General features: G+C 30.2%; 24 protein-coding genes. 12 read left to right on the forward strand and 12 right to left on the reverse strand.

Annotation, left to right across the window (positions count from 1 at the left end; genetic code table 11):
- Position 1 precedes the first annotated feature (1 nt).
- Genes MED152_RS07635 through MED152_RS07645 form a run of 3 tightly spaced genes read left to right on the forward strand, consistent with a single transcriptional unit; the run spans position 2 to position 4,504 of the window.
- A complete protein-coding gene (locus MED152_RS07635; protein WP_015481286.1) occupies positions 2-493 on the forward strand; it encodes a methylated-DNA--[protein]-cysteine S-methyltransferase in 492 nt (163 codons plus the stop codon).
- 57 nt (positions 494-550) lie between these two features.
- Complete coding sequence (locus MED152_RS07640; RefSeq protein WP_015481287.1) at positions 551-3,928, forward strand: hypothetical protein; 3,378 nt, start codon at positions 551-553, stop codon at positions 3,926-3,928.
- Positions 3,929-3,985: 57 nt separating this feature from the next.
- On the forward strand, positions 3,986-4,504 hold the full coding sequence (locus MED152_RS07645; protein ID WP_015481288.1) for a DUF3575 domain-containing protein: 519 nt from the start codon (positions 3,986-3,988) through the stop codon (positions 4,502-4,504).
- A gap of 72 nt (positions 4,505-4,576) precedes the next feature.
- On the opposite strand, the gene MED152_RS07650 is transcribed toward MED152_RS07645, so the two are convergent.
- Positions 4,577-6,124: a glycine--tRNA ligase gene (locus MED152_RS07650; RefSeq protein WP_015481289.1), complete on the reverse strand. Its 1,548-nt coding sequence runs from the start codon at positions 6,122-6,124 to the stop codon at positions 4,577-4,579.
- 164 nt (positions 6,125-6,288) lie between these two features.
- Between MED152_RS07650 and MED152_RS07655 the strand changes: the two genes are divergently transcribed.
- From MED152_RS07655 to MED152_RS07665, 3 genes are read left to right on the forward strand one after another with little or no spacing between them, the layout of a single operon-like run.
- On the forward strand, positions 6,289-6,915 hold the full coding sequence (locus MED152_RS07655; RefSeq protein ID WP_238559134.1) for a ComF family protein: 627 nt from the start codon (positions 6,289-6,291) through the stop codon (positions 6,913-6,915).
- 55 nt (positions 6,916-6,970) lie between these two features.
- Complete coding sequence (locus MED152_RS07660) at positions 6,971-8,587, forward strand: Ig-like domain-containing protein (RefSeq protein WP_015481291.1); 1,617 nt, start codon at positions 6,971-6,973, stop codon at positions 8,585-8,587.
- 9 nt (positions 8,588-8,596) lie between these two features.
- On the forward strand, positions 8,597-8,833 hold the full coding sequence (locus MED152_RS07665; protein ID WP_015481292.1) for a PLDc N-terminal domain-containing protein: 237 nt from the start codon (positions 8,597-8,599) through the stop codon (positions 8,831-8,833).
- 12 nt (positions 8,834-8,845) lie between these two features.
- Here MED152_RS07665 and MED152_RS07670 read toward each other — a convergent pair whose 3' ends face one another.
- Both MED152_RS07670 and MED152_RS07675 read right to left on the reverse strand, forming a co-directional pair.
- Entirely contained in the window at positions 8,846-9,994 is a 1,149-nt protein-coding gene (locus MED152_RS07670) for a cystathionine gamma-synthase (protein WP_015481293.1), read from the reverse strand.
- A 150-nt stretch (positions 9,995-10,144) separates the two neighbouring features.
- Positions 10,145-10,600 carry a DinB family protein gene (locus MED152_RS07675; RefSeq protein WP_015481294.1) on the reverse strand — a complete coding sequence of 152 codons (456 nt, stop codon included), beginning with the start codon at positions 10,598-10,600 and terminating at the stop codon, positions 10,145-10,147.
- A 42-nt stretch (positions 10,601-10,642) separates the two neighbouring features.
- On the opposite strand from MED152_RS07675, the gene MED152_RS07680 reads away from it, so the two are divergent.
- The gene (locus MED152_RS07680; RefSeq protein WP_015481295.1) at positions 10,643-10,990 is read left to right on the forward strand and encodes an arsenate reductase family protein; all 348 of its coding nucleotides are present in this window, start codon (positions 10,643-10,645) and stop codon (positions 10,988-10,990) included.
- An 18-nt stretch (positions 10,991-11,008) separates the two neighbouring features.
- Here MED152_RS07680 and MED152_RS07685 read toward each other — a convergent pair whose 3' ends face one another.
- The 5 genes from MED152_RS07685 to MED152_RS07705 all read right to left on the reverse strand — a co-directional run bounded on the left by MED152_RS07685 (position 11,009) and on the right by MED152_RS07705 (position 14,811).
- Positions 11,009-11,473 carry a DUF4252 domain-containing protein gene (locus MED152_RS07685; protein ID WP_015481296.1) on the reverse strand — a complete coding sequence of 155 codons (465 nt, stop codon included), beginning with the start codon at positions 11,471-11,473 and terminating at the stop codon, positions 11,009-11,011.
- Between the two features lie 41 nt (positions 11,474-11,514).
- The gene (locus MED152_RS07690) at positions 11,515-12,528 is read right to left on the reverse strand and encodes a DUF3089 domain-containing protein (protein ID WP_015481297.1); all 1,014 of its coding nucleotides are present in this window, start codon (positions 12,526-12,528) and stop codon (positions 11,515-11,517) included.
- The gene (locus tag MED152_RS07695; protein WP_015481298.1) at positions 12,528-13,001 is read right to left on the reverse strand and encodes a hypothetical protein; all 474 of its coding nucleotides are present in this window, start codon (positions 12,999-13,001) and stop codon (positions 12,528-12,530) included. The genes MED152_RS07690 and MED152_RS07695 overlap by 1 nt, the downstream gene beginning before the upstream one ends.
- 4 nt (positions 13,002-13,005) lie before the next feature.
- Positions 13,006-13,776 carry a glycosyltransferase family 4 protein gene (locus MED152_RS07700; RefSeq protein WP_238559135.1) on the reverse strand — a complete coding sequence of 257 codons (771 nt, stop codon included), beginning with the start codon at positions 13,774-13,776 and terminating at the stop codon, positions 13,006-13,008.
- Between the two features lie 240 nt (positions 13,777-14,016).
- The gene (locus tag MED152_RS07705) at positions 14,017-14,811 is read right to left on the reverse strand and encodes a hypothetical protein (RefSeq protein ID WP_015481300.1); all 795 of its coding nucleotides are present in this window, start codon (positions 14,809-14,811) and stop codon (positions 14,017-14,019) included.
- A gap of 101 nt (positions 14,812-14,912) precedes the next feature.
- Between MED152_RS07705 and MED152_RS07710 the strand changes: the two genes are divergently transcribed.
- From MED152_RS07710 to mscL, 3 genes are read left to right on the forward strand one after another with little or no spacing between them, the layout of a single operon-like run.
- A complete protein-coding gene (locus tag MED152_RS07710) occupies positions 14,913-15,572 on the forward strand; it encodes a thymidine kinase (protein ID WP_015481301.1) in 660 nt (219 codons plus the stop codon).
- A complete protein-coding gene (gene alr / locus MED152_RS07715) occupies positions 15,569-16,669 on the forward strand; it encodes an alanine racemase (RefSeq protein WP_015481302.1) in 1,101 nt (366 codons plus the stop codon). The genes MED152_RS07710 and alr overlap by 4 nt, the downstream gene beginning before the upstream one ends.
- Before the next feature lie 51 nt (positions 16,670-16,720).
- Positions 16,721-17,131, forward strand: a complete 411-nt coding sequence (mscL, locus tag MED152_RS07720) for a large-conductance mechanosensitive channel protein MscL (protein WP_015481303.1) — start codon at positions 16,721-16,723, stop codon at positions 17,129-17,131.
- 46 nt (positions 17,132-17,177) lie between these two features.
- Here the strand turns inward: mscL and MED152_RS07725 are convergent, their stop codons facing one another.
- From MED152_RS07725 to MED152_RS07735, 3 genes are read right to left on the reverse strand one after another with little or no spacing between them, the layout of a single operon-like run.
- Positions 17,178-18,983, reverse strand: a complete 1,806-nt coding sequence (locus tag MED152_RS07725) for a lysophospholipid acyltransferase family protein (RefSeq protein ID WP_015481304.1) — start codon at positions 18,981-18,983, stop codon at positions 17,178-17,180.
- A 58-nt stretch (positions 18,984-19,041) separates the two neighbouring features.
- Entirely contained in the window at positions 19,042-20,295 is a 1,254-nt protein-coding gene (locus tag MED152_RS07730) for an aspartate kinase (protein WP_015481305.1), read from the reverse strand.
- A gap of 4 nt (positions 20,296-20,299) precedes the next feature.
- A complete protein-coding gene (locus MED152_RS07735; RefSeq protein WP_015481306.1) occupies positions 20,300-20,779 on the reverse strand; it encodes a GNAT family N-acetyltransferase in 480 nt (159 codons plus the stop codon).
- A 196-nt stretch (positions 20,780-20,975) separates the two neighbouring features.
- On the opposite strand from MED152_RS07735, the gene fbp reads away from it, so the two are divergent.
- Positions 20,976-21,986, forward strand: coding sequence for a class 1 fructose-bisphosphatase (gene fbp / locus MED152_RS07740; protein ID WP_015481307.1), 1,011 nt, complete (start codon positions 20,976-20,978; stop codon positions 21,984-21,986).
- A 110-nt stretch (positions 21,987-22,096) separates the two neighbouring features.
- Positions 22,097-22,705: a superoxide dismutase gene (locus MED152_RS07745; protein ID WP_015481308.1), complete on the forward strand. Its 609-nt coding sequence runs from the start codon at positions 22,097-22,099 to the stop codon at positions 22,703-22,705.
- 71 nt (positions 22,706-22,776) lie between these two features.
- Here the strand turns inward: MED152_RS07745 and MED152_RS07750 are convergent, their stop codons facing one another.
- Positions 22,777-24,675: an amidophosphoribosyltransferase gene (locus tag MED152_RS07750; RefSeq protein WP_015481309.1), complete on the reverse strand. Its 1,899-nt coding sequence runs from the start codon at positions 24,673-24,675 to the stop codon at positions 22,777-22,779.
- Between the last annotated feature and the right edge of the window lie 29 nt (positions 24,676-24,704).

The following is a 24,704-nucleotide window of genomic DNA, read 5'->3' on the forward strand; positions in this document are numbered from 1 at the left end:
TATGGAATCAGAAATCACATACCACAAAACACCAATAGGCATTGCAAAAATTACAGGCAATGAAAATGGTATTCAATCTGTTTGTGTGATAGATGAAAAAGAAGTACTTAAAGAAGACTTAGCTAAAAAAACCCCTGAGCTATTGCAAAATTGTGTTACACAACTAAAAGAATATTTTAATGGAGAAAGAGCAAGTTTTGATTTAACTGTAAATCCTAAAGGAACACATTTTCAGATTAAAGTTTGGAAATCATTACTAAACATTCCTTATGGTAAAACAAGAAGTTATTTAGAACAAAGCAAAACTTTGGGCGATGCTAAAGCCATAAGAGCAGTTGCTGCTGCAAATGGAAAAAACCCTTTATGGATTATAATTCCTTGTCACAGAATTATTGGTTCTGATGGCTCTCTAACAGGATATGCAGGTGGTCTTTGGCGGAAAAAGTGGTTGTTAAATCATGAAAGCCCCAATAAACAACAATCTCTTTTTTAAAAAAAGGCATCGTAAAACATAAAAAACATATTTTTACGTTACGTACATATTGTTAATATGTTTAAAAAAATACTTTTTCTTTTTTTCTTATTCATTGGGTTCTGTATTCAGGCTCAAACAACAAATACAGATTATAGAAAAAAAGTTTTAGAAGTAAAACAAGATACCATTCAGCTTGATTCTGTTCCTCTAAACTCTTTAGAATTTAAAATTTTTGATGCCACCAAAAAACGATTGTCAAAAACCGATTATAGCATCGACTTTAACAAGGCAATTTTAATTGTTGATGCAAAAAAATACCAAATCCTTTATGTAGAATATTATCGATTACCCAATTTTCTAACAAAAGTTTACACTCCTTTTGATAAAAAATTAATTATCAAACAAAATACCAATCAGGGAAAACTATATAGCTTAACTACAAATAAAAAACCGTCAGAAATTAATTTGTTCGAAGGTTTAGATACACGAGGTTTTATTACTAGAGGATTAACTTCGGGTAACAATCAAAATGCTGTAACCAACTCTGCTTTAGACCTAGAAATTTCTGGTAAATTATCTAAAAATGTATCATTAAGAGCCAATATTTTTGACACGAATATTCCCATTCAAGAAAATGGATACTCTCAAAATTTAACAGATTTTGATCGAGTTTTTATAGAAATGTATGCCAAAAATTGGCGTGTTAAAGCTGGTGATTTATCTCTAAAAAATTCAGAAACATTCTTTTTTCCTTTTGTAAAACAAGTTGCTGGTTTAGAGGTAGAAGCAAAAGTTACAGATGATTTACTAGTAGCTGCTTCTGGTGCAGTTGTTAGAGGTACTTTTAATACGTTTACATTTACAGGAATTGAGGGCAACCAAGGTCCGTACAAAATTTTAGGCGCCAACAATGAAGCTGCTATTTTAATTATTGAAGGAAGTGAAAAGGTTTACGTAAATAGCACCCTTTTAAAGCGAGGAGAAAATGAAGATTATAACATTAATTATAATTTGGGTGAAATTACATTCACTACTACTTTTCCTATTACTAATGACATGCGAATTTGGATAGATTTTCAATATTCAGAAAGAAATTATACACGATTTATTACTTATGAAAAAGCGGAATATAAAGGAGAAAAATTTAGTTTGGCTGGTTACTTTTATTCAGAAAATGATGCAAAAAACCAACCTTTACAACAAAGTTTAACTAACAACCAAAAAGAAATATTAGCCAATGCTGGTAATGATATCAATGCAATGTTTGCAGAAAGTGCATTCTTAGATACTTTTGATGAAAATAAGATTCTCTATAAAAGAGTAACGAATACCAACGAAACTTTTTTTGAGTATTCTACAAATGAAAATGATGAATTATTTTCTGTAACTTTTACTAATGTTGGCAGTAATAATGGCGATTACGTTTTAGACAGCACCATTGCTATTGGAAATATTTATGTTTATGTTGGCGCAAATCAAGGAGATTACAATCCTGTTGTTCGATTAATTGCACCTTCAAAATCGCAAATGTTTGTTGTAAAATCCTCTCTGAATGCTACAAAAAAAACAACTTTAGATGCAGAAATTGCATTGAGTAATAATGACCAAAATCTATTTTCAAGCATAGGTGATGATGAAAATATTGGCTTGGCTGCCAAAGTAAATTGGCAACAGGTTTTAATAGATAAAGAGTGGAAATTGGTGAGTAAAATCAGCCATGAATATGCACAACAAAACTTTAGAACAGTGCAAAGATATGAACCTGTAGAGTTCAATAGAGATTGGAATATACTTACAAACAATGCTACAAAAAATTACTTTCAATCAGAATTAAATCTTAGCAATGCAAAGGACGATTTTATTACTTATCGTTTTAACAACTTAACTTATGACAATGGTTTTAGAGGTGCTAAACACAGATTAAAATCAAAAATAAAATCGAACAAAACTACTTTTTTTGCTGATGCTAGCTATTTATCTAACTCTTCAACTATTGAAGATAATTTCTTTTTAAGAGCAAGAGCAAAAGCAGAATATTCTTTACAAAAATCATGGCTAGGTTCTTTTATCAACATAGAAACAAATTCTAGAAAAGAGGCAAATACAAATCAATTTATAAACACAAGTCATAGATTCAAAGAATATGAAGCATACTATGGAATAGGAGATTCTACTAAAGTTTTTGCTAAAATTGGAGTGAATTACAGAAATAACGACAGTATAAAATCCAACTCATTTACAGAAATTAATAACCGAAGAACATTTTACGTTAACAGTAAACTTATTAAAAACAAAAACACCAATTTGGCAATTTATGCCAATTACAGACTTACCGAAAACGCTTTTACAGAAAATGAAAAAACACTAAACTCAAGAGTGGTTTTTAATCAAAAACTGTTTAATAATTTTGTAAATATTAGCACCATTTACGAAACCTCTTCTGGAAACGTTGCAAGGCAAGATTATATTTATGTACAAACAGAACCTGGTTTAGGTTTTTATACCTGGATTGATTATAACAATGATGGTATTAAAGATTTTAATGAATTTGAAGTTGCTCAATTTCAAGATCAAGCAAATTATTTACGTTTACCTAAACCCAATCTAAGTTTTATTGCTACTCAACGTGCACAATGGAAACAGAACTTAACCATTAATTTAAGAAATTGGAGTTCAAAAACAGGGTTTAAAAAAATACTTTCTAAGTTTTACAATCAAAGTTTTTTAACAGTAGAAAACGAACAGGAACGTATGGGAAATAGCTTTCAACTTAATCCTTTTGATTTTAATGAAAATTCTTTAGTTGGTCTAAATTTAAATTTTAGAAACAGTTTGTATTTTAATAAAGACTTGCAACAACACAGTTTTACCTTTACTTATGGTAGCTCTAAATTAAAACAACAATTCTTTATTGGTAGTCAAGAAAATAAAATTAAAATTCATCAATTAGATTATGCTCATAAATTCTCTAAATTTTGGTTGATAGAAATGCTAAACAAGTTAAGTAAAAACGATTTGGATACTGAGAATTTTACAGACAGAAACTATAGTATTGATGCTTTTGAAATTTCTCCAAAAATAAGTTTTCTATACAATAGCAATCATAGATTTTCGGCCTTCTATCATTTTAAGAATAAGGAAAACCAAATTGAGAATTTTGAAACCTTAGCTCAGCAAAAATTTGGTGTTGAATATTTTTTAATTGATAAAAAACAGAATCAAATCTCTGCAAACGTAAATGTGTTCTTAAATGATTTTACAGGTAATACAAATTCACCTGTTGCTTATCAAATGTTAGAAGGTTTACAAGCTGGTAAAAACTACACATGGAATTTGCTATTCAATAGAAAGCTGAACAGCTTTTTAAACCTTAATTTGAGTTACTTTGGAAGAAAAAGTGAAAACTCTAGAGCCATACATACAGGAAGTGTTCAGTTAAGGGCTATTTTTTAACTTTTTTACATTTAAATTTTAATACATTAGCTAGACTTAAAATCAAATTAATTATCTATGAAAAAAGTAATACTATTAGTATTTTTAGGTGTGTCGTTTATTTCTTTGGCACAAGAAAAAGAGAAAGTTTATCCACAAGATGAGGGTAAAAAACATGAACTTAAAATCAATGCATTAACACTAATTGCAGGTAAATGGATAGATGTTTCTTATGAAGGTTTAATTGATGAAGAATCTTCTTATGGATTAGCAGCTACCTTAAATACAGATACTGATGAAAGCAGTTTAAAATACGCGATTACTCCATATTATAGACGTTATTTTTCGGGTAAATATGCTAGAGGTTTTTTTGTAGAAGGTTTTGGTGCTCTTTTCTCTGCTACAGATCGTTACATATTTGGTAACAATGAAGATTTCGAAACAGGTTTTGCTTTAGGCGTTTCTGTTGGAGGTAAATTTGTTTCTAAAAAAGGTTTTTCTACGGAATTGCTTTTAGGTGTTGGTAGAAATCTGATAAAAGATTCTAGTTATGAAGGATTTCCAAGAATTGGAATATCTTTAGGTTACAGATTCTAAAAAATAATATTTTTAAACAAAAAAAATCCTCATCAAATAACTTGATGGGGATTTTTTTATGCTAAGTAATTCTTAAGCTTCCATTTTCTTAAGCCAAGTTTTTACATCAACTTCAGCTTTAATAATGGCTCTTAAATCAGAAATTTTAACACGCTTCTGATCCATAGAATCTCTGTGTCTAATAGTTACTGAATCATCTTCTAAAGAATCATGATCTACTGTAATACAAAATGGAGTACCTGCTGCATCTTGCCTTCTATAACGTTTACCAACTGCATCTTTTTCATCGTAAAATACATTAAAATCCCATTTTAAATCTTCTACAATTTGCTTGGCGACTTCTGGTAAACCATCTTTTTTAACTAATGGAAAAACTGCTGCTTTAAATGGTGCTAAAACTGCAGGTAATTTTAAAACGGTTCTTGTTGTACCATTTTCTAATTCTTCTTCTTGTAACGATTTAGAAAAAACAGCTAAAAACATTCTATCTAAACCAATAGATGTTTCTACTACATAAGGCACATAACTTTTATTTTCTTCATGATCAAAATACTGTAATTTTTTACCAGAAAATTCTTCGTGTGCTTTTAAATCAAAATCAGTTCTTGAATGTATCCCTTCTAATTCTTTAAATCCGAAAGGAAAATTAAACTCAATATCTGCTGCAGCATCTGCATAATGCGCTAATTTGTCATGGTCATGAAAACGATAGTTCTCTTCTCCCATTCCTAAACTTAAATGCCATTTTAAACGTGTTTCTTTCCACGAATTATACCATTCTTTTTGGGTACCTGGTTTTACAAAGAATTGCATTTCCATTTGTTCAAACTCACGCATTCTAAAAATGAATTGTCTTGCTACAATTTCATTTCTAAAAGCTTTACCTGTTTGTGCAATACCAAAAGGGATTTTCATACGTCCTGTTTTCTGAACGTTTAAAAAGTTTACAAAAATACCTTGGGCAGTTTCTGGTCTTAAATAAACTTGAGTAGAATTTTCTGCTGATGCACCTATTTGTGTACCAAACATTAAGTTAAACTGCTTTACTTCTGTCCAATTTTTAGAACCAGAAGCTGGGCAACCTATACCTAAATCTACAATTAGCTGTTTAAAACCAACCAAATCACTTTCTTCTTGAACCCTAGTTAATTCAGCAGAAATTTCATCGATTTGTTTTTGTCTTCGAATTACATTTTGATTAGTAGCTCTAAACTCTTCTTCATTAAAAGCATCACCAAAACGTTTTTTTGCTTTAGCAATGTCTTTTTCTATTTTCTGATTTATTTTTTCTCTAAAATCTTCTACCAAAACATCAGCTCTGTAACGTTTTTTTGAATCTTTATTATCAATTAATGGATCATTAAAGGCGTCTACATGACCAGAAGCTTTCCAAGTAGTTGGGTGCATTAAAATTGCTGCATCTATACCTACAATGTTTTCGTGCATTTGCACCATTGCTTTCCACCAATAATCCCTAATATTTTTCTTTAGCTCAACTCCATTTTGAGCATAATCGTAAACCGCACTTAAACCATCATAAATTTCAGAAGACTGAAATACATAACCATACTCTTTTGCGTGCGATAAAACTTTTTTAAACTGATCTTCTTGTTTTGCCATAATGAGCGCAAAGATAAACGTTTACTGAAATTTATCAATAAAACAGCGATTTAAAAAGTGGTAAAAATCATTTTACGTATCTTTAGGTAGATTTCTTTTATGCTATGAAAATATTAAAAGATCTATTATATCTCTTTTACCCAAAGTTATGCGCAGTTTGTGAATTGAAACTAGTTGATAATGAAACTACAATTTGCACACTTTGCAGACATGATTTACCATTGACTAACTTTACCAATTTTAGAGAAAATAAGGTTACTAAAACTTTTTACGGACGCACTTTAATACATAAAGGTTATGCCCTACTTTTCTACAGGAAAAAAGGCAGTACAAGAAAGTTAATACAACAATTAAAGTATAGAAACAATGAAGAAATTGGGGTATTCTTTGGCAATTGGTTAGGTGAATTACTCAGCGAAAATAAAGAATTTAAATCTGTAGATTACATTGTACCTGTGCCTTTACATCCTAAGAAATTTAAAGAAAGAGGTTACAATCAGGTCACCAAATTTGGAGAACAATTAAGTCATCATTTAAATAAACCTTTAATTGAAGGCAAATTAAAACGAATTTCAGCCACTAAAACGCAAACTTTAAAAGCACGTTTTGAACGCTTTAATAATAATGACACCAAGTTTCAATTGGAGGATTCTTCTTTTTTTAACAATAAACATATTTTACTTATTGATGATGTAATTACCACAGGCGCAACTCTAGAAGCTTGTGCAAATGAATTTCAAAATGCTGAAAATGCAACTATCAGTATTTTAACAATGGCATTTACTGAATAAATTTTATGATTTTTTATTCAAAAATTAATCGTTATTTTGTCTTAAATTTATTTTTGTGAAAACAGGTTACAAGCTACTTTTTTTAGTATCATTTCTATTTTTGATTACCAATTGTGCAAGAACTGGAAGACCAGATGGAGGTCCTAAGGATGAAGAAGCACCTTTGTTTGTTACTGCAAATCCTCCTTATGAAAGTATTAATTTTGATGAAAAAGAGATTAAAATAAATTTTGATGAGTATGTTACTTTAAAGGATTTAAATAAACAGTTGGTAGTTTCTCCTCCAATGAAAAATCCGCCTTTAATTACACCTCAAGGTACACCAAGTGAATTTATTAAAATTGAAATAATAGATACATTAAAAGCAAACACCACCTATATTTTTAATTTTGGAAATGCTGTTCAAGATAATAATGAGGGGAATAAACTTGAAAACTTTAAATATGTTTTTTCTACAGGCACTTATATAGATTCTTTAACCACTTTTGGTACTATAAAAGATGCTGAATTACTTGAAACACCAAGAAGTGTAAACGTATTAATGTATAGAATTGATAGTACTTTTAACGATTCTATCATCTATAAAAAAAAGCCAGATTACGTAACTAGTACTTTAGATACTACCAACTATACTTTTACCAATTTAAGAAAAGGTAACTATTTACTATTGGCTTTAAAAGAGCCATTAAACGATTATGTTTTTAATCCTAAAACAGATAAAATTGGTTTTTATAAAGATACCATTCAATTGCCAAGAGATAGTATTATTCCGAATTCTATTGTATTATTTAACGAAGAACAACCTTACGAATTTGCAAGAGGAAAAGAAACTACAAAAGGTAAAATTGAATTTGGCTTTTCAGGCAATGCTAAAGACATGAAAATAAATTTGCTTTCTAATGTTCCTGAAGATTTTAAAAGTATTGCAAAATTTGATACACAAAAAGATACTTTAAATTATTGGTTTACACCTATTGAGGCAGATTCATTAAATTTTGTTGTAGCTAACAAAAATATTTTAGATACAATTACAGTAAGATTGCGTAAAAAGAATATAGATTCTTTAGTACTTGAAGCCTCTACAAGAAATATTTTAAATTTAAGAGATACTTTTTTCATAAGTAGTAATACACCTATTATAAATATAGATAGCACTAAAATTGACTTATTTGATAAAGATACATTGGCTGTTAAATATGATATAATTTCATCACAAAAAGAAAATAAAATTGCCTTTGTTTTTGATAAAAAACCAGAAGATAAATACAAATTTAAAGTGCTACCAAAAGCATTTACAGATATTTATGAGGTTTCTAATGATAGTTTAACCTATTATTTTAACACCAATGAATTAGAAGATTATGGTAGAATTACTTTAAACGTAAATAATATAAATTCTAAAAACTTAATTATTGAATTACTGGCTGGAAAAGATCAAGACAAAATTATAGAAAGACGCTTCATTAACTCGTCTTCTCAATTAGTTTTTGATTTATTAGAACCTATTAGATATACTGTTAGAGCTATTATAGATGAAAATGGTAATAATAAATGGGATACTGGAAATTACTTAAAGAAACAGCTTCCTGAAAAAATTATTTACAACGAAGCCATAAATAATTATACGCTTAGAGCCAATTACTTTGTAGAAGAAATATTTACAATAAACTAAAAAAGAATTATGCTAACTTGGTCTTTACCTTTACTAATTTTAGTGCTGTTGGCAGTAGTTTTATGGTTTTGGGCAATTTTAGATGTAAGTAGAAGTAACTTTAAAAATCAAAAAAATAAATTGCTATTTTTCTTTTTAATTCTAGTTGCACCTATTTTAGGTTCAATCGTCTATTTTCAGATGAAAAAAAGCTTTATCTCAAAAGAGAAAAGAAGTTTTAAACCAAATTTTAATACAAGATCTTAAAATTTTTAGAAATTAAGCATTTAATGCCTGCTCTAAATCGTTAAGCAAATCATCAATATCTTCTATACCAACACTTAAGCGAATTAAGGAATCTGTAATACCTATTTTTAAACGTTCTTTCTCTGGTATAGAACCATGAGACATGGTTACAGGATGATTTACCAAACTTTCTACACCTCCTAAAGATTCTGCCAGCGTAAATAACTTTGTGCTTTCTAAAAATGCAAATGTTGCTTTTTGAGATTCGTCTTTTAATTTAAAAGAAACCATTCCTCCAAAGTCGTTCATTTGCTTCTTAGCAATTGCATAACTTTCATGGGTTTCTAAACCTGGATAATAAACCTTGCCTACTTTTGAATGTGCATCTAAAAATTTAGCCACCTTCAACCCATTTTCACAATGTCTTTGCATTCTTACATGCAATGTTTTTACCCCTCTTAACGCTAAAAATGAGTCCATAGGCCCAGCAATTGCACCTGCTGCAAATTGAATAAAATGAATTTCTTTAGCCAGTTTTTCGTTGTTAACCATTAAAGCGCCCATTACCAAATCTGAATGACCACCTAAATATTTTGTAGCAGAATGCATTACAATATCTGCACCTAAATCTAAAGGTTTTTGTAAATAGGGTGTAGCAAAGGTATTGTCTACAGCTACTAAAATTTCTGAATTTTCATCTTTTACTTTCGTTGATATTTCTTCTATATCTGCAATTTTCATTAAAGGATTCGTTGGTGTTTCTATCCAAATCAACTTTGTGTTAGCAGTAATTGCATAGGTTACATTTTCAATAGAGTTCATATCTACATAAGTAAACTCCAACCCATATTTCTGAAAAAGTTGGGTAAACATTCTATACGTACCACCATATAAATCATCTCCTGCAATAATTTCATCACCCGGTTTTAATAAGCGTAAAACTGCATCTATAGCAGCCATTCCAGACGCAAATGCAAAGGCATGTGTACCATTTTCAAGAGCTGCAAAACTAGCTTCTAAAGCGGTTCTGGTTGGGTTTGTTCCTCTTGCATAGGCATAACCTTTATGTTCACCTGGGCTAGATTGTGCAAAGGTAGATGTTAAAAAAACGGGTGGCATTACTGAACCTGTTGTTTCTTCATGCATTTGACCTCCGTGAATTGTTTTGGTATTGAATTTCATGTTTTGAATAGACTTAAAATTATTGAAAGCTAGAAATTAATAGAAACGCTTAGCCCAGATTGAACGTTTTGTTTAAGCTCTTTTTAAGTTGCTGATTTTTATCAGCAACTTAAAAAAGCGAGTAGTGAAAGCTGGAAATAGCTTCTAAACCTATAAAAACTTTTTTATAGATCTAATGATACCATAATGAATACCTTCGTGAAAATTGTTAAACGGAATTGCGTTTTCTATCGAAGAAAGTACAAAACCTGTACTGGTTGGGTATTCTTTATAATTTTCGAAAATACCAGCTTCAAAATCTTCTTCTAAAGTATCTGGCAAACCCATTAGTAGTTCTTTTACTTCATTAAATTCTTCTTCTGTAAAGGTTTTTGTAGGCACTGTACCTTTTCTATGTGCTTCTACCAAATCGTCTGGACATAATAAATTTAAGCCTGATAAACCATAGTGTAATAATTGTTGAGTAACTACTACATGTGCTACATTCCAAGCAATATTGTTTTTAAAACCTTCTGGAATTTTATGCAGTTCTTCTAAAGATAAACCATCTATTTCTTTTAAAATTAAATCTCTAGATTTTCGTAAAATATCAAATTGAATTTTCATTTTTATACTTAATTTTGATACTGTAAATATAATTGATATAAAATGAAGAAAGTTTATTTTTTGAAAACTTGTGATACTTGTAAACGTATCTTAAAAGAGGTGAATTTAGATGGATTTGAACAGCAAGAAATAAAAGTCAATCCAGTTAATGAAACTCAGCTACAAGAAATGTATGCACTTTCTAATAGTTATGAAGCTCTATTTAACAAACGTGCAAGGTTATACAAGTCTTTAGGTCTAAAAGATAAGTCTTTATCTGAACCCGATTATAAAAAATATCTTTTAGAAGAATATACTTTTTTAAAACGACCTGTTTTTATTATTGATGATGAAATTTTTATTGGAAACAGTAAGAAAGAAGTAGAAAAAGTAAAAGAGAAAGTGAATTAACACTTTCTCTTTTTTGTTTTAAATTTTATCTGAGTTAGATAGCAATTTTGCAAGTTCTTCTTTTGTCATGCTGGTTTTTAAACCTAAAAGCACTAAACTATCATCGTCACTATTCGCTTTAAAAATTATTTCTTTTATTAAGTTGTTTTTTTCTAACGTGTAAAATTCGGCTCTACTATCATCGCCTTTTACACGAACCATTGTCTTTAAATTATTTCTTCTAATGTACTTTTTAAAGTCTTTAGATACTTCTTGGTTTTCGTTATCAAAAACCATTAATTTAAAATTACCAGATTTTTTAAGTAAATCTGTAACCTCTTCTGAATCTTCATCATTAAAAAAAGAACCTACCATAGATGCAGATACATTTAATGAAAATTGAGAATATTCTTTATGATTTTTATAAAACTTTTTAAAGGTTGATGTTTGTGCTGATGCAGTTAATACAAAAAGTGCAAATACGAATGTGATTAATTTTTTCATGTTACTTGGTTTTCCTTTCAGACGATCAAGTAAAAATTTTGTTACATTTTGGAATTATTTTTTAAATATGCATTTGTTCTTAAAACCGCATTTTGCTGAATGTCTTTCCAGAAAAGATTGATATCTCCAACATGATAATTTTTCATAAAAGACATAAAAAGCCTACCAGGAAATTTGGGTGTGGTTGTCCAAACTAAACCATCTGTTATTTCAATTTCTAAAGCATTCTCGTATAATTTTTTGTTAGAATACAAAAAACCTTTGTGCTGCTCTAAGGTTGTAGTTTTATCTAAATTCCAAGTTATAGGATTTGAAGTTACACTACCTTTAAAATAATCTTTTCCCTTTTTAGAATAATAGCCTTTTTTAAAAGTATTCCAACCTACAAAACCACCAGTTTCATTCGGTTTTGTCATCACTTTAATTGCCTTAAACTGATTTGGTTTTACGATAGTACCAATAACATAAGCCGCAATTAACTTTTTTTGTAAAGGTTTTTCATCGAAAAAATCTTTTAATAAAAGCTTGGTATGTGTAGAACCTTGACTGTGACTTGCTATGATAATTGGTCTGCCATTATTGTATTTTTTTAAATACAATTCAAAGGCTTTTTTTACATCTGAATACGCCAATAATAGTGCTTTTTCTCCTCCATTTTCTAAATTAGAATACGAACGTAAATGTGCTTGTCTGTAAAAAGGAACGTATACTTTACCTGCAGTTGCAAAGGCAGATGCCTGAAAAAGTACAGCTCTATTTAAGACTTTATTTTGTTGTTTTTTATCATCTACAGGTACATTCCATCTTAAATCATCTTTTTCTGAATTTAGAGTTGGATATACATAAAATACATCTGCTTGTAAAGTATCTTGTTCTTTAGATGCAAACTCAGCAAAGTCTTTGGTGTATTTGTTTGGTAACACTGCCCATTTTTTTTCTAAATTATAATTAGGTGATGTACTAGTATCAGTTTCTATATAATTTGGAACATTTTTTGTGGATTTACAAGCTGTAAACACCATAAAAAAAGCAAGAAGGGTATGTATCTTTTTCATTAGAAGTTCATTGAGATGCCAACGTTTGCACCATTAATTTTTAAATTAAAGCTGGGTTGAAATTGATAACTGGTAGACGAAATATCATTATTATATAACTCTACTGCTTTTTTGGTTTTTCTATTAAAACCTTTTACAATAGGAATAGTAGCCACAATTAAAGCAGCACCTGCACCTGCTAAAGCCCATTCTGGATCTCCACCACCAATGGCAGTTCCAATAGGGAAACCCACTAAAGCACCACCTGCAGTTCCTAAGATCAATGCCCAAGTTTGATTGGACTTAGCAGATTGAACCAACTCAAATGCTTCTTTGTTCTCCTTCATGATTTCTTGCATATCTTTTAAAAGCAAGGTTTTTCCTTCTTGCTTAAATTGGTAACCTCCAAAAACTTTTTCCATTTCAATTTTTTGAGCATTTGCCATATATGAGGACAATACTGTTAAAAATAAGATTGCTAAGATTTTTTTCATTTGATTAATTTTTTAAATAGAATTCAGTTAAACTTTTGGCCTCTTTTTTGGCACTCCAATTATTAATAATTTCTTTTCTAGCTTCTTTACCTAAGTAAGGAATTTTTTGCTCTATTAATTTAAATAAAATATCTTCTAGTTGATTTTCATTGCCTGCTTCAAATAAATATCCATTTTTACCATGGTTTATTAACTCAGAATGTACACCTACATTTTGGGTAGCTATTACTGTGTTTTCACAACTCATAGCTTCTGCAGTTACTAAAGAAAATCCTTCAGAAAAACTAGGTGCAACTACAATTTTTGCGGCTTGATAATAAGAAACAATATCTCTAGTTTCATTTATAAAATAAACTTGACTTTCTATCTGATGTTTTTTAGCAATTGATTTTAGGTCGTTTAGAAATTCAGGTTTGTCTACTTTACCAACAATTACCAAAGCCCAAGTTGGGTGTTTTTTTAAGTTTTTTACAGCCTCTAATAACACCAATTGCCCTTTTTCTTTACGAACTCTACCCGCATTTAAAATTATATTTTCTTGAGATATATTCAACAACCTCTTAGTTGATTCTGGTACAAATTTATCTACTTGAACTCCATGACCAATCTTCGTGTTTTCTATCCCTAAGTTTTTACTCGTAGAAGTAATAAGAGTAACTACTTTATCTGCTTTTTTTAATAAAAACAAGGTTAATCCAGAAGGTTTAGCCTCTGCATGTCTAGTTGCTACAAGTGTAAATTTAGCGCCCAAAAAACGATAAAATAACATTCGCATAATTTCATTGTTTCTATGACAATGCACAATGACTTTTTCGTTAGAAAATAATACTGATTTAAGTTTTTTGGTAGTGATATGATTCCCATTAATATTAGAACCATACACATAAGTTTCAAATTGATCAGCAAAGAAAGGAAGTACGTTTTCTATACTTCTAGTAACACCTGTTTTTCGCTTATGAAAATGCGTATGAATTAAAATCGGCTTCAGAATTTAAACTATTTTTTGATGTACTTTTTAGGCAAACTTTCGTGCCACTATTTCTAAGAACCTACTTTCTAGTTCTTCTTGTTCTGCCCAATTATAATCTGGCTTAACCATTGTGTTGATAAAGTTTTTGGCATCTTTTTCTGTTTTAAAAGTATTTAATTGAGATACCACTCTGTTATAATCTTCTTGCTGGTTATTAAAGAGATGTTTTACAAATGCAATTCTATCATTTAAACCAATTTGGATATTGGTATTTAATTTGTCGTTTAAAGATTTTGGTTGGGCGTTTTCGAACAAATCAGCCATGACATCTACAGAAATAATATCGTGCAATTCTTCTTCTAAAGACATTGTTTTGCGCTCTTCTACTTTTATTACCTCTTTTTCTGCTTCTGGTTCTGCAACATCATTTGGTTTAGAAAACATAATCTCTTCTAATTCATCAAAAGGTTGTTCTAATTTTTGCTGAGTTGTTTTCTTTTCTGGCTTTGGTTCTGTTGCTTTTTGTTCTTCAACTTCTGGTTCATCAATTAAATTAAAAACTACTTTTTCTTCAAGTACTTTTTCTTCTTTAACTTCATCTTCACTTACAATTGGTTCCTCTTTTTGTTCAAACGCTTTTTCAATTTTATCGACCAAAACCTCTTTATTTTCAGCAGTATTTGGAGTTGTAGCTAAATATTCATCTACAAAAGCCAGCATAGATAACTTTTCGTAGATTTCTCTAGATTTCTCTTTTAATGCAAACACATCATCCTTATTCTTCATCTTTAAGATGCTATGAGCTAAACTAATTAATTCGCTCTCTAATTTTTTGTGCATAAGTTGTGTCTTATAATTAAATTAAACTACTAAATATTTATAAATTTGTAAACGTTGAGGATTACACAAAAGTATAAAATTATAACGCTTAAAATTACAAAATGTTTCTTGAAAATACTGTAAATCATACAGAACAATTTGGTTGGATTGAGGTAATTTGTGGCTCTATGTTTTCTGGTAAAACAGAAGAGTTAATTAGGCGTTTAAAACGTGCTCAATTTGCAAAACAGCGTGTAGAAATTTTTAAACCTGCTGTTGATACAAGGTATGATGAGGAAGAAGTGGTTTCTCATAACGATTCTAGAATTCGTTCTACGCCTGTACCTGTTTCTTCAAATATTCGTTTGTTAGCCAATGATGTAGATGTTGTTGGTATTGATGAAGCTCAGTTTTTTGATGATGAAATTGTTGCTGTTTGCAATGATTTAGCCAATAGAGGAGTTCGTGTAATAGTTGCTGGTTTAGATATGGATTTTAAAGGTAAACCTTTTGGCCCAATGCCAGCACTAATGGCTACTGCAGAGTATGTTACTAAAGTGCATGCAGTGTGCACTCATACAGGTAATTTAGCTCATTATAGTTTTAGAAAAGCACAAAATGACAACTTGGTTATGCTTGGCGAAACCCAAGAATATGAACCATTAAGCAGAGCTGCTTATTACAAAGCTGTTAAAGAAAAAGAACAACTTACCTCTGTTGAAGCTAGCAATAATTCAGATATCGATACTTCTAAAACCGATTTAAATTCAACGCAAGAATGAATAATCACGTAAGCGTTTTAGAGATTGATAGCAAAGCATTAGTCCATAATTTAAATTATTTTAAAAATAAATTAAACCAAAACACTAAGATTTTAGCAGTTGTTAAAGCCTTTGGCTATGGTAGTGATGGAGTTTTAGTTGCTGATTTTTTAAAAGATAAAGTAGATTATTTTGCGGTAGCTTACGCTCATGAAGGTATTGCCTTAAGAGAAGCAAATATTAAAACACCAATCTTAGTTTTACATCCTCAAATAGCTACTTTACAAGACATTATTGATTACAGATTAGAACCTAATTTATACAATTTTAAAATATTTCACGCCTTTTTAGAGTTAGCAGACACGATTCCTTTAATGAACTATCCTGTACATATAAAATTTAATACAGGCTTAAATAGGCTTGGGTTTTGGCATACAGATATTCCTAAAATTATCTCAGAATTAAAAGAAACCAATCACATAAAAGTACAATCACTTTTTTCTCATTTAGCAGCTAGTGAAGATTTAGAAGAAAAAGATTTCACCAACAATCAACTAAATAGTTTTGCATACATAGTACAACAGTTTTATAAACATTTAAGCTATGAGCCTATGTTGCATATTTTAAACACTTCTGGTGTTGTAAACTATGCCAAAGCTCAGTTTGATATGGTTAGAGTTGGTATTGGCTTGTATGGTTTTGGTAATGATGATGAAGAAACCAAGCAACTTAAAAATACGCACAATTTAAAATCTATAATTTCGCAAATTCACCTTATTGAACCAGGTGAAACTGTGGGTTATAATAGAGCATTTGTTGCTAAAAAACCTAGTAAATCTGCGACAATTCCTGTGGGGCATGCAGATGGTTTATCTCGAAAATTAGGAAATGAAGCAGGTTATGTTTTAATCAACAATCAAAAAGCAAAAATTATTGGTAATGTTTGTATGGACATGATTATGGTTGATGTAACCAAAATTGATTGTAATGAAGGTGATGAAGTTATCATATTTAACAGTCAAGACATGCTTAAACATATAGCAGATGCCTCTGAAACTATCGTTTATGAAACCTTAACTTCGATTTCTCCACGTGTTAAGAAAATGTTAAAATCATAAAATTTTATTACTTTAGCATTTCATCAACTTAAAATTATACAATAAATGGGAATGTTAAAAGAGTTTAAAGACTTTGCAATGAAGGGTAACCTTATAGATATTGCAGTAGGTTTTGTTATGGGTGCTGCTTTTAAACAAGTAGTAACATCGTTTACAGGAGGTATTGTTTCGCCTTTAATTGGTTTAATTTTCGAAGCCGATTTTAAAAAGTTAAAATGGGTAGTGAAAGAAGGTACTTTAAATGATGCAGGTGAAACTGTTGGTCAAGTTGCTGTTTTATATGGAGATTTCTTAACCAATGTCATCGACTTTATCATTGTAGCTTTTGTAATGTTTATGATTGTAAAAGGTATTAATGCAACAAAGAAAAAAGAAGAGCCAAAACCAGAAGCTCCAAAAGGACCAAGTCAAGAAGAATTATTAGAGCAAATTAGAGATTTACTTGCTAAGCAAAATAAATAAGCTAATTTAACTTGTTATAAAAAAACCCAAGCTAAGCTTGGGTTTTTTATTTTTTAAGTATTTCTGCAGCTTTCCTTTCTAACTCTGCTTGGAATTCTTCCATTACCGGTTTTACTGTACTTTCTGGTATATCTGCAACCTTGATATACATTAAACCATCTACAGCATTGTTAAATTTAGGATCTACATTAAATGCAACCAATCTTGCATTCTGTTTCACATATTTCTTAATCAGAACAGGAATTCTTAATGCTCCAGGTTCAATTTCATCAATAATCTTATCAAACTTTTGCATGTCTGCTTTTGTGGCATCAAACACAAAATCTTTATCATCACCTTTTAATTTAACCTTATATTCTTTCTTTGGATAAATGTACTGAGCAATATAAGGATCATAATAATGAGACTTCATGAACTCAATCATTAACGACTTTGAAAAATCTGAAAATTGATTGCTAATAGAAACGCCACCCATTAAATATTTATATTCAGGATAACGTAAAGTTACATGCACAATACCTTTCCATAAAAGAAACAATGGCATTGGTTTTTGCTGATATTCATCAATAATAAAAGCCCTACCCATTTCTATGGTATTCTCCATCATTTGATGCAATTCTGGCTCAATTCTAAACAGAGTCTGAATGTAAAAACCATTAATGCCAAATCTTTTATAAATTTCTTTACCAAGACCCATTCTGTAAGCTCCTGCTAAACATTGAGCCTGATTATCCCAAAGAATTAGATGATAATAATACTTATCGTATTTGTCTAAGTCTAGAGCCTTGTTAGTACCTTCACCTACATTTCTAAACGTAATTTCTCTTAACCTGCCTATTTCATGTAAAACGTTAGGTATGTCTTTTGCATTGGCAAAGAAAACTTCATAATTCTTACTTTCTAAAAGTCGGCAGTCTTTGTCTCTTAAATTATTAATTTCTTTAAGAAAAGAATCTTTATTTCTTTGTGCAGCAATTTTTTTAGCTGGCTTTTTAATTTTAATAGATTCTGTAGAGATTAGCTTGTTCGCTTTCTCAAAAGGATTAGCCAACATATAAGTTTTCTTTCTAATAAATTCATAGAAAGAAGGTATGTCTTTGTACTCTTTTTGATCGGCTACAGAAATTGGTTTTCCTATTCTAACTTTTATTACTTTGCCTTCTTGCGAAATAACTTCTGATGGTAATTTGGCTGTTCTTAAAGTGTCAGAAATTTTAGATAAAAAATAGAATAATCCACTATTTTTTGCATGAAAATAGATAGGAATAACAGGTACTTGTGCCTTTTTAATTAAACGTACAGCACCTTCTTCCCAAGGCTTATCTACCTTTAATTTACCATCTTTATAAGTAGAAACTTCACCAGCAGGAAAGATCCCTAAAGGTTTACCTTCTTTTAAATGCTGTAATGCACTTTTTATACCTGCAACACTAGATTTAGCGTCCTTTCTTGTTTCAAAAGGATTCACAGGCATTATATAGGGCTTTAAAGGCTCTATTCTATGCAATAAAAAGTTTGCTATAATTTTATAATCGGCCCTTTTTTCTATTAATAATTTTAGTAATAAAACGCCATCTATACCTCCTAAAGGATGGTTAGATACTGTAATAAACGGACCTTCTTTGGGAATTCTTTTTAAATCTTCTTCCGGAATTTGGAATTCAATATTACAATCATCTAAAACACCATTTAAAAAAGCTAAATCAGTTTTATCTTTATTCTTTTTGTAAATTTTATTGATTGCAGAGATTCGTAAAACTCTAATAAGTAGCCATCCAACAAAAGTTCCTAAAACACCAAATTTCTGTAAACCAATTACTTGTGCAATTTCTTTAGATGTTACTAATGGCATAATTCGAAGTTAATACTAGAGAACAAACATAGTAAAAAAAACGAAATCGAAATTTTATTTAATTGGGTTTTATCACAATTTGCGAAGTTTCTTTGTTTACTTGAGTTAATAAAGATTCTCCTTTGTTTTCAATCAATTCTATTGCATTATCATCAAAGTGACGAATAGTATACAAGTCTACATTTTTCTGAACATCTATTTTAAACTGATGCTCTAATTCTTTATGGAATTCATCAAACTTATTAAACTTGTTATCTATACAAACAGAAAAGCTAATGGCAGAGTTTTGAATCAGGTTAACTTTTAGCTGATAATCGTGTAGTTTTTGAAAGATAAAACTAATATTATTTTCAACCATAAATGAAAAATCTAAGGCCGATATTGAAACTAAAATTTGATTTTTCTTTACAATATAGCAAGGTATATATGGTTCTAACATGGTACCTTTAGAAACTGTGGTGCCTTTTTCTTTTGGGTTTACAAAAGAACGTACCAACAAAGGAATTTCTTTCTTTTCTATGGGTTGTAACGTTTTTGGGTGTATTACAGAGGCTCCATAGAAAGCCATCTCTATAGCTTCTTCGTATGAAATTTGAGCTAATAAAGTGGTATCAGAAAACACTCTTGGATCTGCATTTAAAACACCTGGTACATCTTTCCAAATAGTTACACTTTCTGCATTTAAACAATAGGCAAAAATACCTGCAGTATAATCAGACCCTTCTCTACCTAAAGTGGTAGTATTTTCTGTATCATTAGCTGCAATAAATCCTTGGGTGATGTTAATTTTAGAAGTATCTACTTTCTTATTGATAAGCTCTTCTGTTAGCTCCCAATCTACTTTTGCATCTCTATAATTACTGTCTGTTTTAATATAATTTCTTACATCAAACCAAACATTCTCTTGGCCTATTTTTGCTAAATAACCACTAACAATTCTTGTTGATAATAACTCACCAAAGCAAATAATTTGATCGTAAACGTAGTTAAACCTTTGTGAAGTATTTCTGGCCAAAAACCAACCTAACTCTCCAAATAAAACATCTACTTCTTTGTAAACCTCATCTGTTTTATCGAATAAAGAGCTCATGATATTTTTATGAAACTCTTCTATATAGTTCAATTTACTTGGTAAATCTTCTTTTTTATGATAATATGAATCTATAACATCTTCAAAAGCGTTTGTCATTTTACCCATAGCAGAAACTACTACTAGAGTATCTTTGGCTCCTTCATTTTTAATGATTGAAACAACATTTTTTACACTTTCTGCGTCTTTAACAGAGGCACCACCAAATTTAAAAATCTTCATCTATCTAGTTATTTTCTATAAATTTTGCCAAATTCTCTTTGTTCATTTGAACCACAGACCAATCATTTAAATAAGTAGCACCAGTACTTTTATAAAATTCAATGGCATTTGTATTCCAATCTATAACCTCCCAAGCAACTCTATTGAAATCATTTTCATAAGCATAGTTTAACACAGCTGTGTACAATGCTTTACCTGCACCTATTTTTTGGCGTTTTTTAGTAACGATTAAATCTTCTAAGTGAATGGTTTTACCTTTCCAAGTAGAATATCTTTCATAAAAAAGAGCAATACCAATAATGGTTTCGTTCTCTTCTGCTACAAAAATTTTAAATCTTGGCTTTTCAGAAAATCCGTCTTTGATTAAATCGTCTACAGTAATTTCTACAGCATCTGGTTCTTTTTCAAAAATAGCTAGCTCCATAATTAAATTATGTACAGATTGCATATCTTCTTTTAAACCTCTTCTAATGGTAAAACTCATATTTTCAAAATTTTGGCAAAGATAAATCATTTTACAATCGTCAAAAATATTTGTAAAATTTTGACAATTAGCTACAATCTGTATAATTTTTTATATAATTCTTAAATCATTATGATTCAAAAAAATAAAAATCTAAAACGTTGTAGTAACTCAAAAAAGTTCAGATATTTGTTAAAAATCAACCTTTAACGCTTTTATGACAGTAAAAAAACAAACTCTTGGTGAATTCATTATTGAAAATCAGCACGCCTTTAAATACAGTTCAGGTGAATTAAGTAGCCTTTTAAATTCTATTAGATTGGCTGCAAAAGTGGTAAATCATGAAGTTAACAAAGCAGGTTTAGTAGATATTATTGGTGCTTTTGGAGACACTAATATTCAAGGTGAAGATCAGCAAAAATTAGATGTTTATGCAAATGATAAATTCATACAAACCTTAACAAGAAGAAATATTGTTTGTGGAATTGCTAGTGAAGAGGAAGATAGTTTTATATCTATCAATAGTATTGATGAAAATCATCAAAACAAATATGTGGTTTTAATAGACCCTTTAGACGGTTCATCTAACATAGATGTAAACGTTTCTGTAGGTACTATTTTTTCTATTTACAGAAGAGTTACACCAACAGGAACCCCTGTGCAAATAGAAGATTTTTTACAAAAAGGTAGTGAGCAAGTGGCTGCAGGTTATGTAGTTTATGGTACATCTACAATGTTGGTTTATACAACTGGTGATGGTGTTAATGGTTTTACACTAAACCCTGCAATTGGTTCATTTTACTTATCTCACCCAAACATGGAGTTTCCTGAAGATGGTAGTATATATTCAGTGAATGAAGGGAATTATATGGATTTTCCTTTGGGAGTTAAAAAATACATTAAACACTGTCAAGAAGAGGAAGGTGATAGACCTTACACAAGCAGATATATTGGTTCTTTGGTTTCTGATTTTCACAGAAATATGATTAAAGGTGGTATTTATATGTACCCTAAAGGGTCTAGAAATCCGAATGGAAAATTACGTTTACTTTACGAATGCAACCCAATGGCTTTTTTAGCTGAACAGGCTAATGGTTATGCTTCTGATGGGTACACAAGAACTTTAGATGTAGAGCCTACAGAATTACACCAAAGAGTGCCATTTGTTTGTGGTAGTAAAAATATGGTGGCTGAACTTGAGGAGTTTATGCAGAAATATGGTGAATAACTACAATCTATATTGCTATAAGTTAACAAATTATTAAAGACTTGGTATTGGTTCTTTTAAATGTTAAATTTGTTACTCACTAATTAAAATAAACTTTTAAAAATAAAATTATGGCTTTTGAATTACCAGAATTAGGATACGCACATGATGCACTAGAACCACATATTGATGCTAAAACTATGGAGATACACCATGGAAAACATCACAATGGATATACAACAAAATTAAATAACGCAATTGAAGGTACTGATTTAGAAGGAAAATCTATAGAAGATATTTTAACTAATTTAGATATGAGCAATAGCGCTGTTAGAAATAATGGAGGTGGATTTTACAATCACTCTTTGTTCTGGACAGTAATGAACCCAGAAGATAGAGGTTATTTATCTGGAGAGTTAAAAGATGCTATTGAAGCAGAATTTGGTTCTAAAGAAGCATTTATGGATGCATTTTCTAAAGCAGCAGCAACTCAGTTTGGTTCTGGTTGGGCTTGGTTATGTGTACATAAAGGTGGTAAAGTAGAAGTTTGTTCTACACCAAACCAAGATAACCCATTAATGCCAGGTGTTACTTGTGGTGGAACTCCAATCTTAGGATTAGACGTTTGGGAACATGCTTATTATTTAAACTACCAAAACAGAAGACCAGATTATATTGATGCTTTCTTTAAAGTTATCAACTGGAACGAAGTTGAAAGAAGATATGCAGAAGCTAAGTAATTATATTCTTAATGATATAAAAAAAAGCATCCAAAATTTGGATGCTTTTTTTATGTTGAAAACATTGCTATTTAATAAGCTCTCTCATCATTACCTTCATAGAAGTTTATGAATGCTTGATTTACTACTCTCATACCTCCAGGAGTAGGATAATCGCCTGTAAAATACCAATCTCCTAAATTATCTGGACAAGCTTTATGCAAACCTTCTACAGTTTGATAAATTACTTCAACCTCTGCTTTAATTTCTTCAGTTTTTAGCATCTCTGCAATTTTAGCTGAAATTTCTTCTGAAGAAAATGGGCTGTAAATTTCCTTTACATAATTTACAATAGCTTCGTCTTCTTTGTTTTGCTGAGCTTTACTTTTTTGATAAACCTCATCTACAATATGATATTGATCTGTTTGCTTTAGTAAAGCTATTGCTGCTTTAAATGCAATAAATGCATCTATTCTAGCCATATCTATACCATAACAATCTGGATATCTAATTTGAGGAGCAGAAGAAACCACCACAATTTTCTTAGGGTTTAATCTGTCTAAAATTTTAATGATACTTTTCTTTAAAGTTGTTCCACGAACAATACTATCATCTATAATTACTAAGTTATCTGTAGGTTTTACAACACCATAAGTTATATCGTAAACATGTTCTACTAAATCATCTCTAGAATTATCATCAGCAATAAACGTTCTTAATTTTGCATCTTTAATTGCAATTTTTTCAAAACGTGGTCTCTCAGATAAAATTTCTGTTACCTTTTGTGCAGACAATTTTGTACCACCAGCTAATATTTTAGCCGTTTTTTGTTGATTTAATAAATCTTCAGCAGCTTCTGTCATTCCATAAAATGATGTTTCTGCAGTGTTTGGTATGTAAGAAAATACCGAGTTTGAAACATCCGAATTTATAGATTTTAAAACTTGTGGAAACACATATTTACCTAAGTTTTTACGCTCTTCGTAAATGCTAGCATCACTACCTCTAGAAAAATAAATTCGCTCAAAAGAACATGATTTCTTTTCTCTAGGCTCATTTACTTTTTTAATAGAAACTTTACCACTTTTCTTTATTATTAAAGCATGACCTCTTTCTAACTCTTGCACTTTATCTATAGACACATTAAATACAGTTTGTATAACTGGTCTTTCTGATGCAACAACTACAACTTCATCATCTTCATAAAAAAAGGTTGGTCTAATTCCATTTGGATCTCTTAATACAAAAGCATCTCCATGACCTACTAAACCAGCCATTGCATAACCACCATCCCAATTTTTAGAAGAACGTTTTAAAACTTTCTTTAAGCTTAAATTTTCTTCTATAAATGGTGATGCATCTTTTTTATTAAATCCTTGTTTTTTAGCTTTTTGATAAAGTTTACCCACTTCATCTTCTAAGAAATGCCCAATTTTTTCCATTACAGTTACAGTATCTGTAAACTCCTTTGGATGTTGCCCTAACTCAATTAACTCGTCTAACATTTGGTTAGAGTTTGTCATATTAAAATTACCTGCAACAATAAGGTTTTTATGTTTCCAATTGCTTTGACGCAAAAAAGGATGTACACTTTCTATAGAGTTTTTACCAAACGTTCCATAACGTACATGACCTAAAAATAAATTACCCACATATGGCATGTGTTCTTCTTGCCAAGCAACATCGTCTTTTTTGTCTGGATTAACTTCTAGAACACCATTTATTCTATCGTTAATTTGTGCAAAAATATCTTGAATAGGTTGCGTTTTATTAGAACGTACTCTACTAATATATCTAGTTCCTGGCTCTATATTAAACTTTACACTTGCAAAACCAGCACCATCTTGACCACGATTGTGTTGCTTTTCCATTAACAAGTACATCTTATTAATTCCGTAAAAAGCAGAACCGTATTTGTCTTTATAAAATTGTAATGGCTTCTTTAATCGAACCAAGGCAATTCCACATTCGTGTTTAATTGCGTCACTCATTTATTCTAGTATTTGTTGTTTTTACTACA

It is taken from the genome of Polaribacter sp. MED152 (assembly GCF_000152945.2).
GTDB lineage: Bacteria > Bacteroidota > Bacteroidia > Flavobacteriales > Flavobacteriaceae > Polaribacter.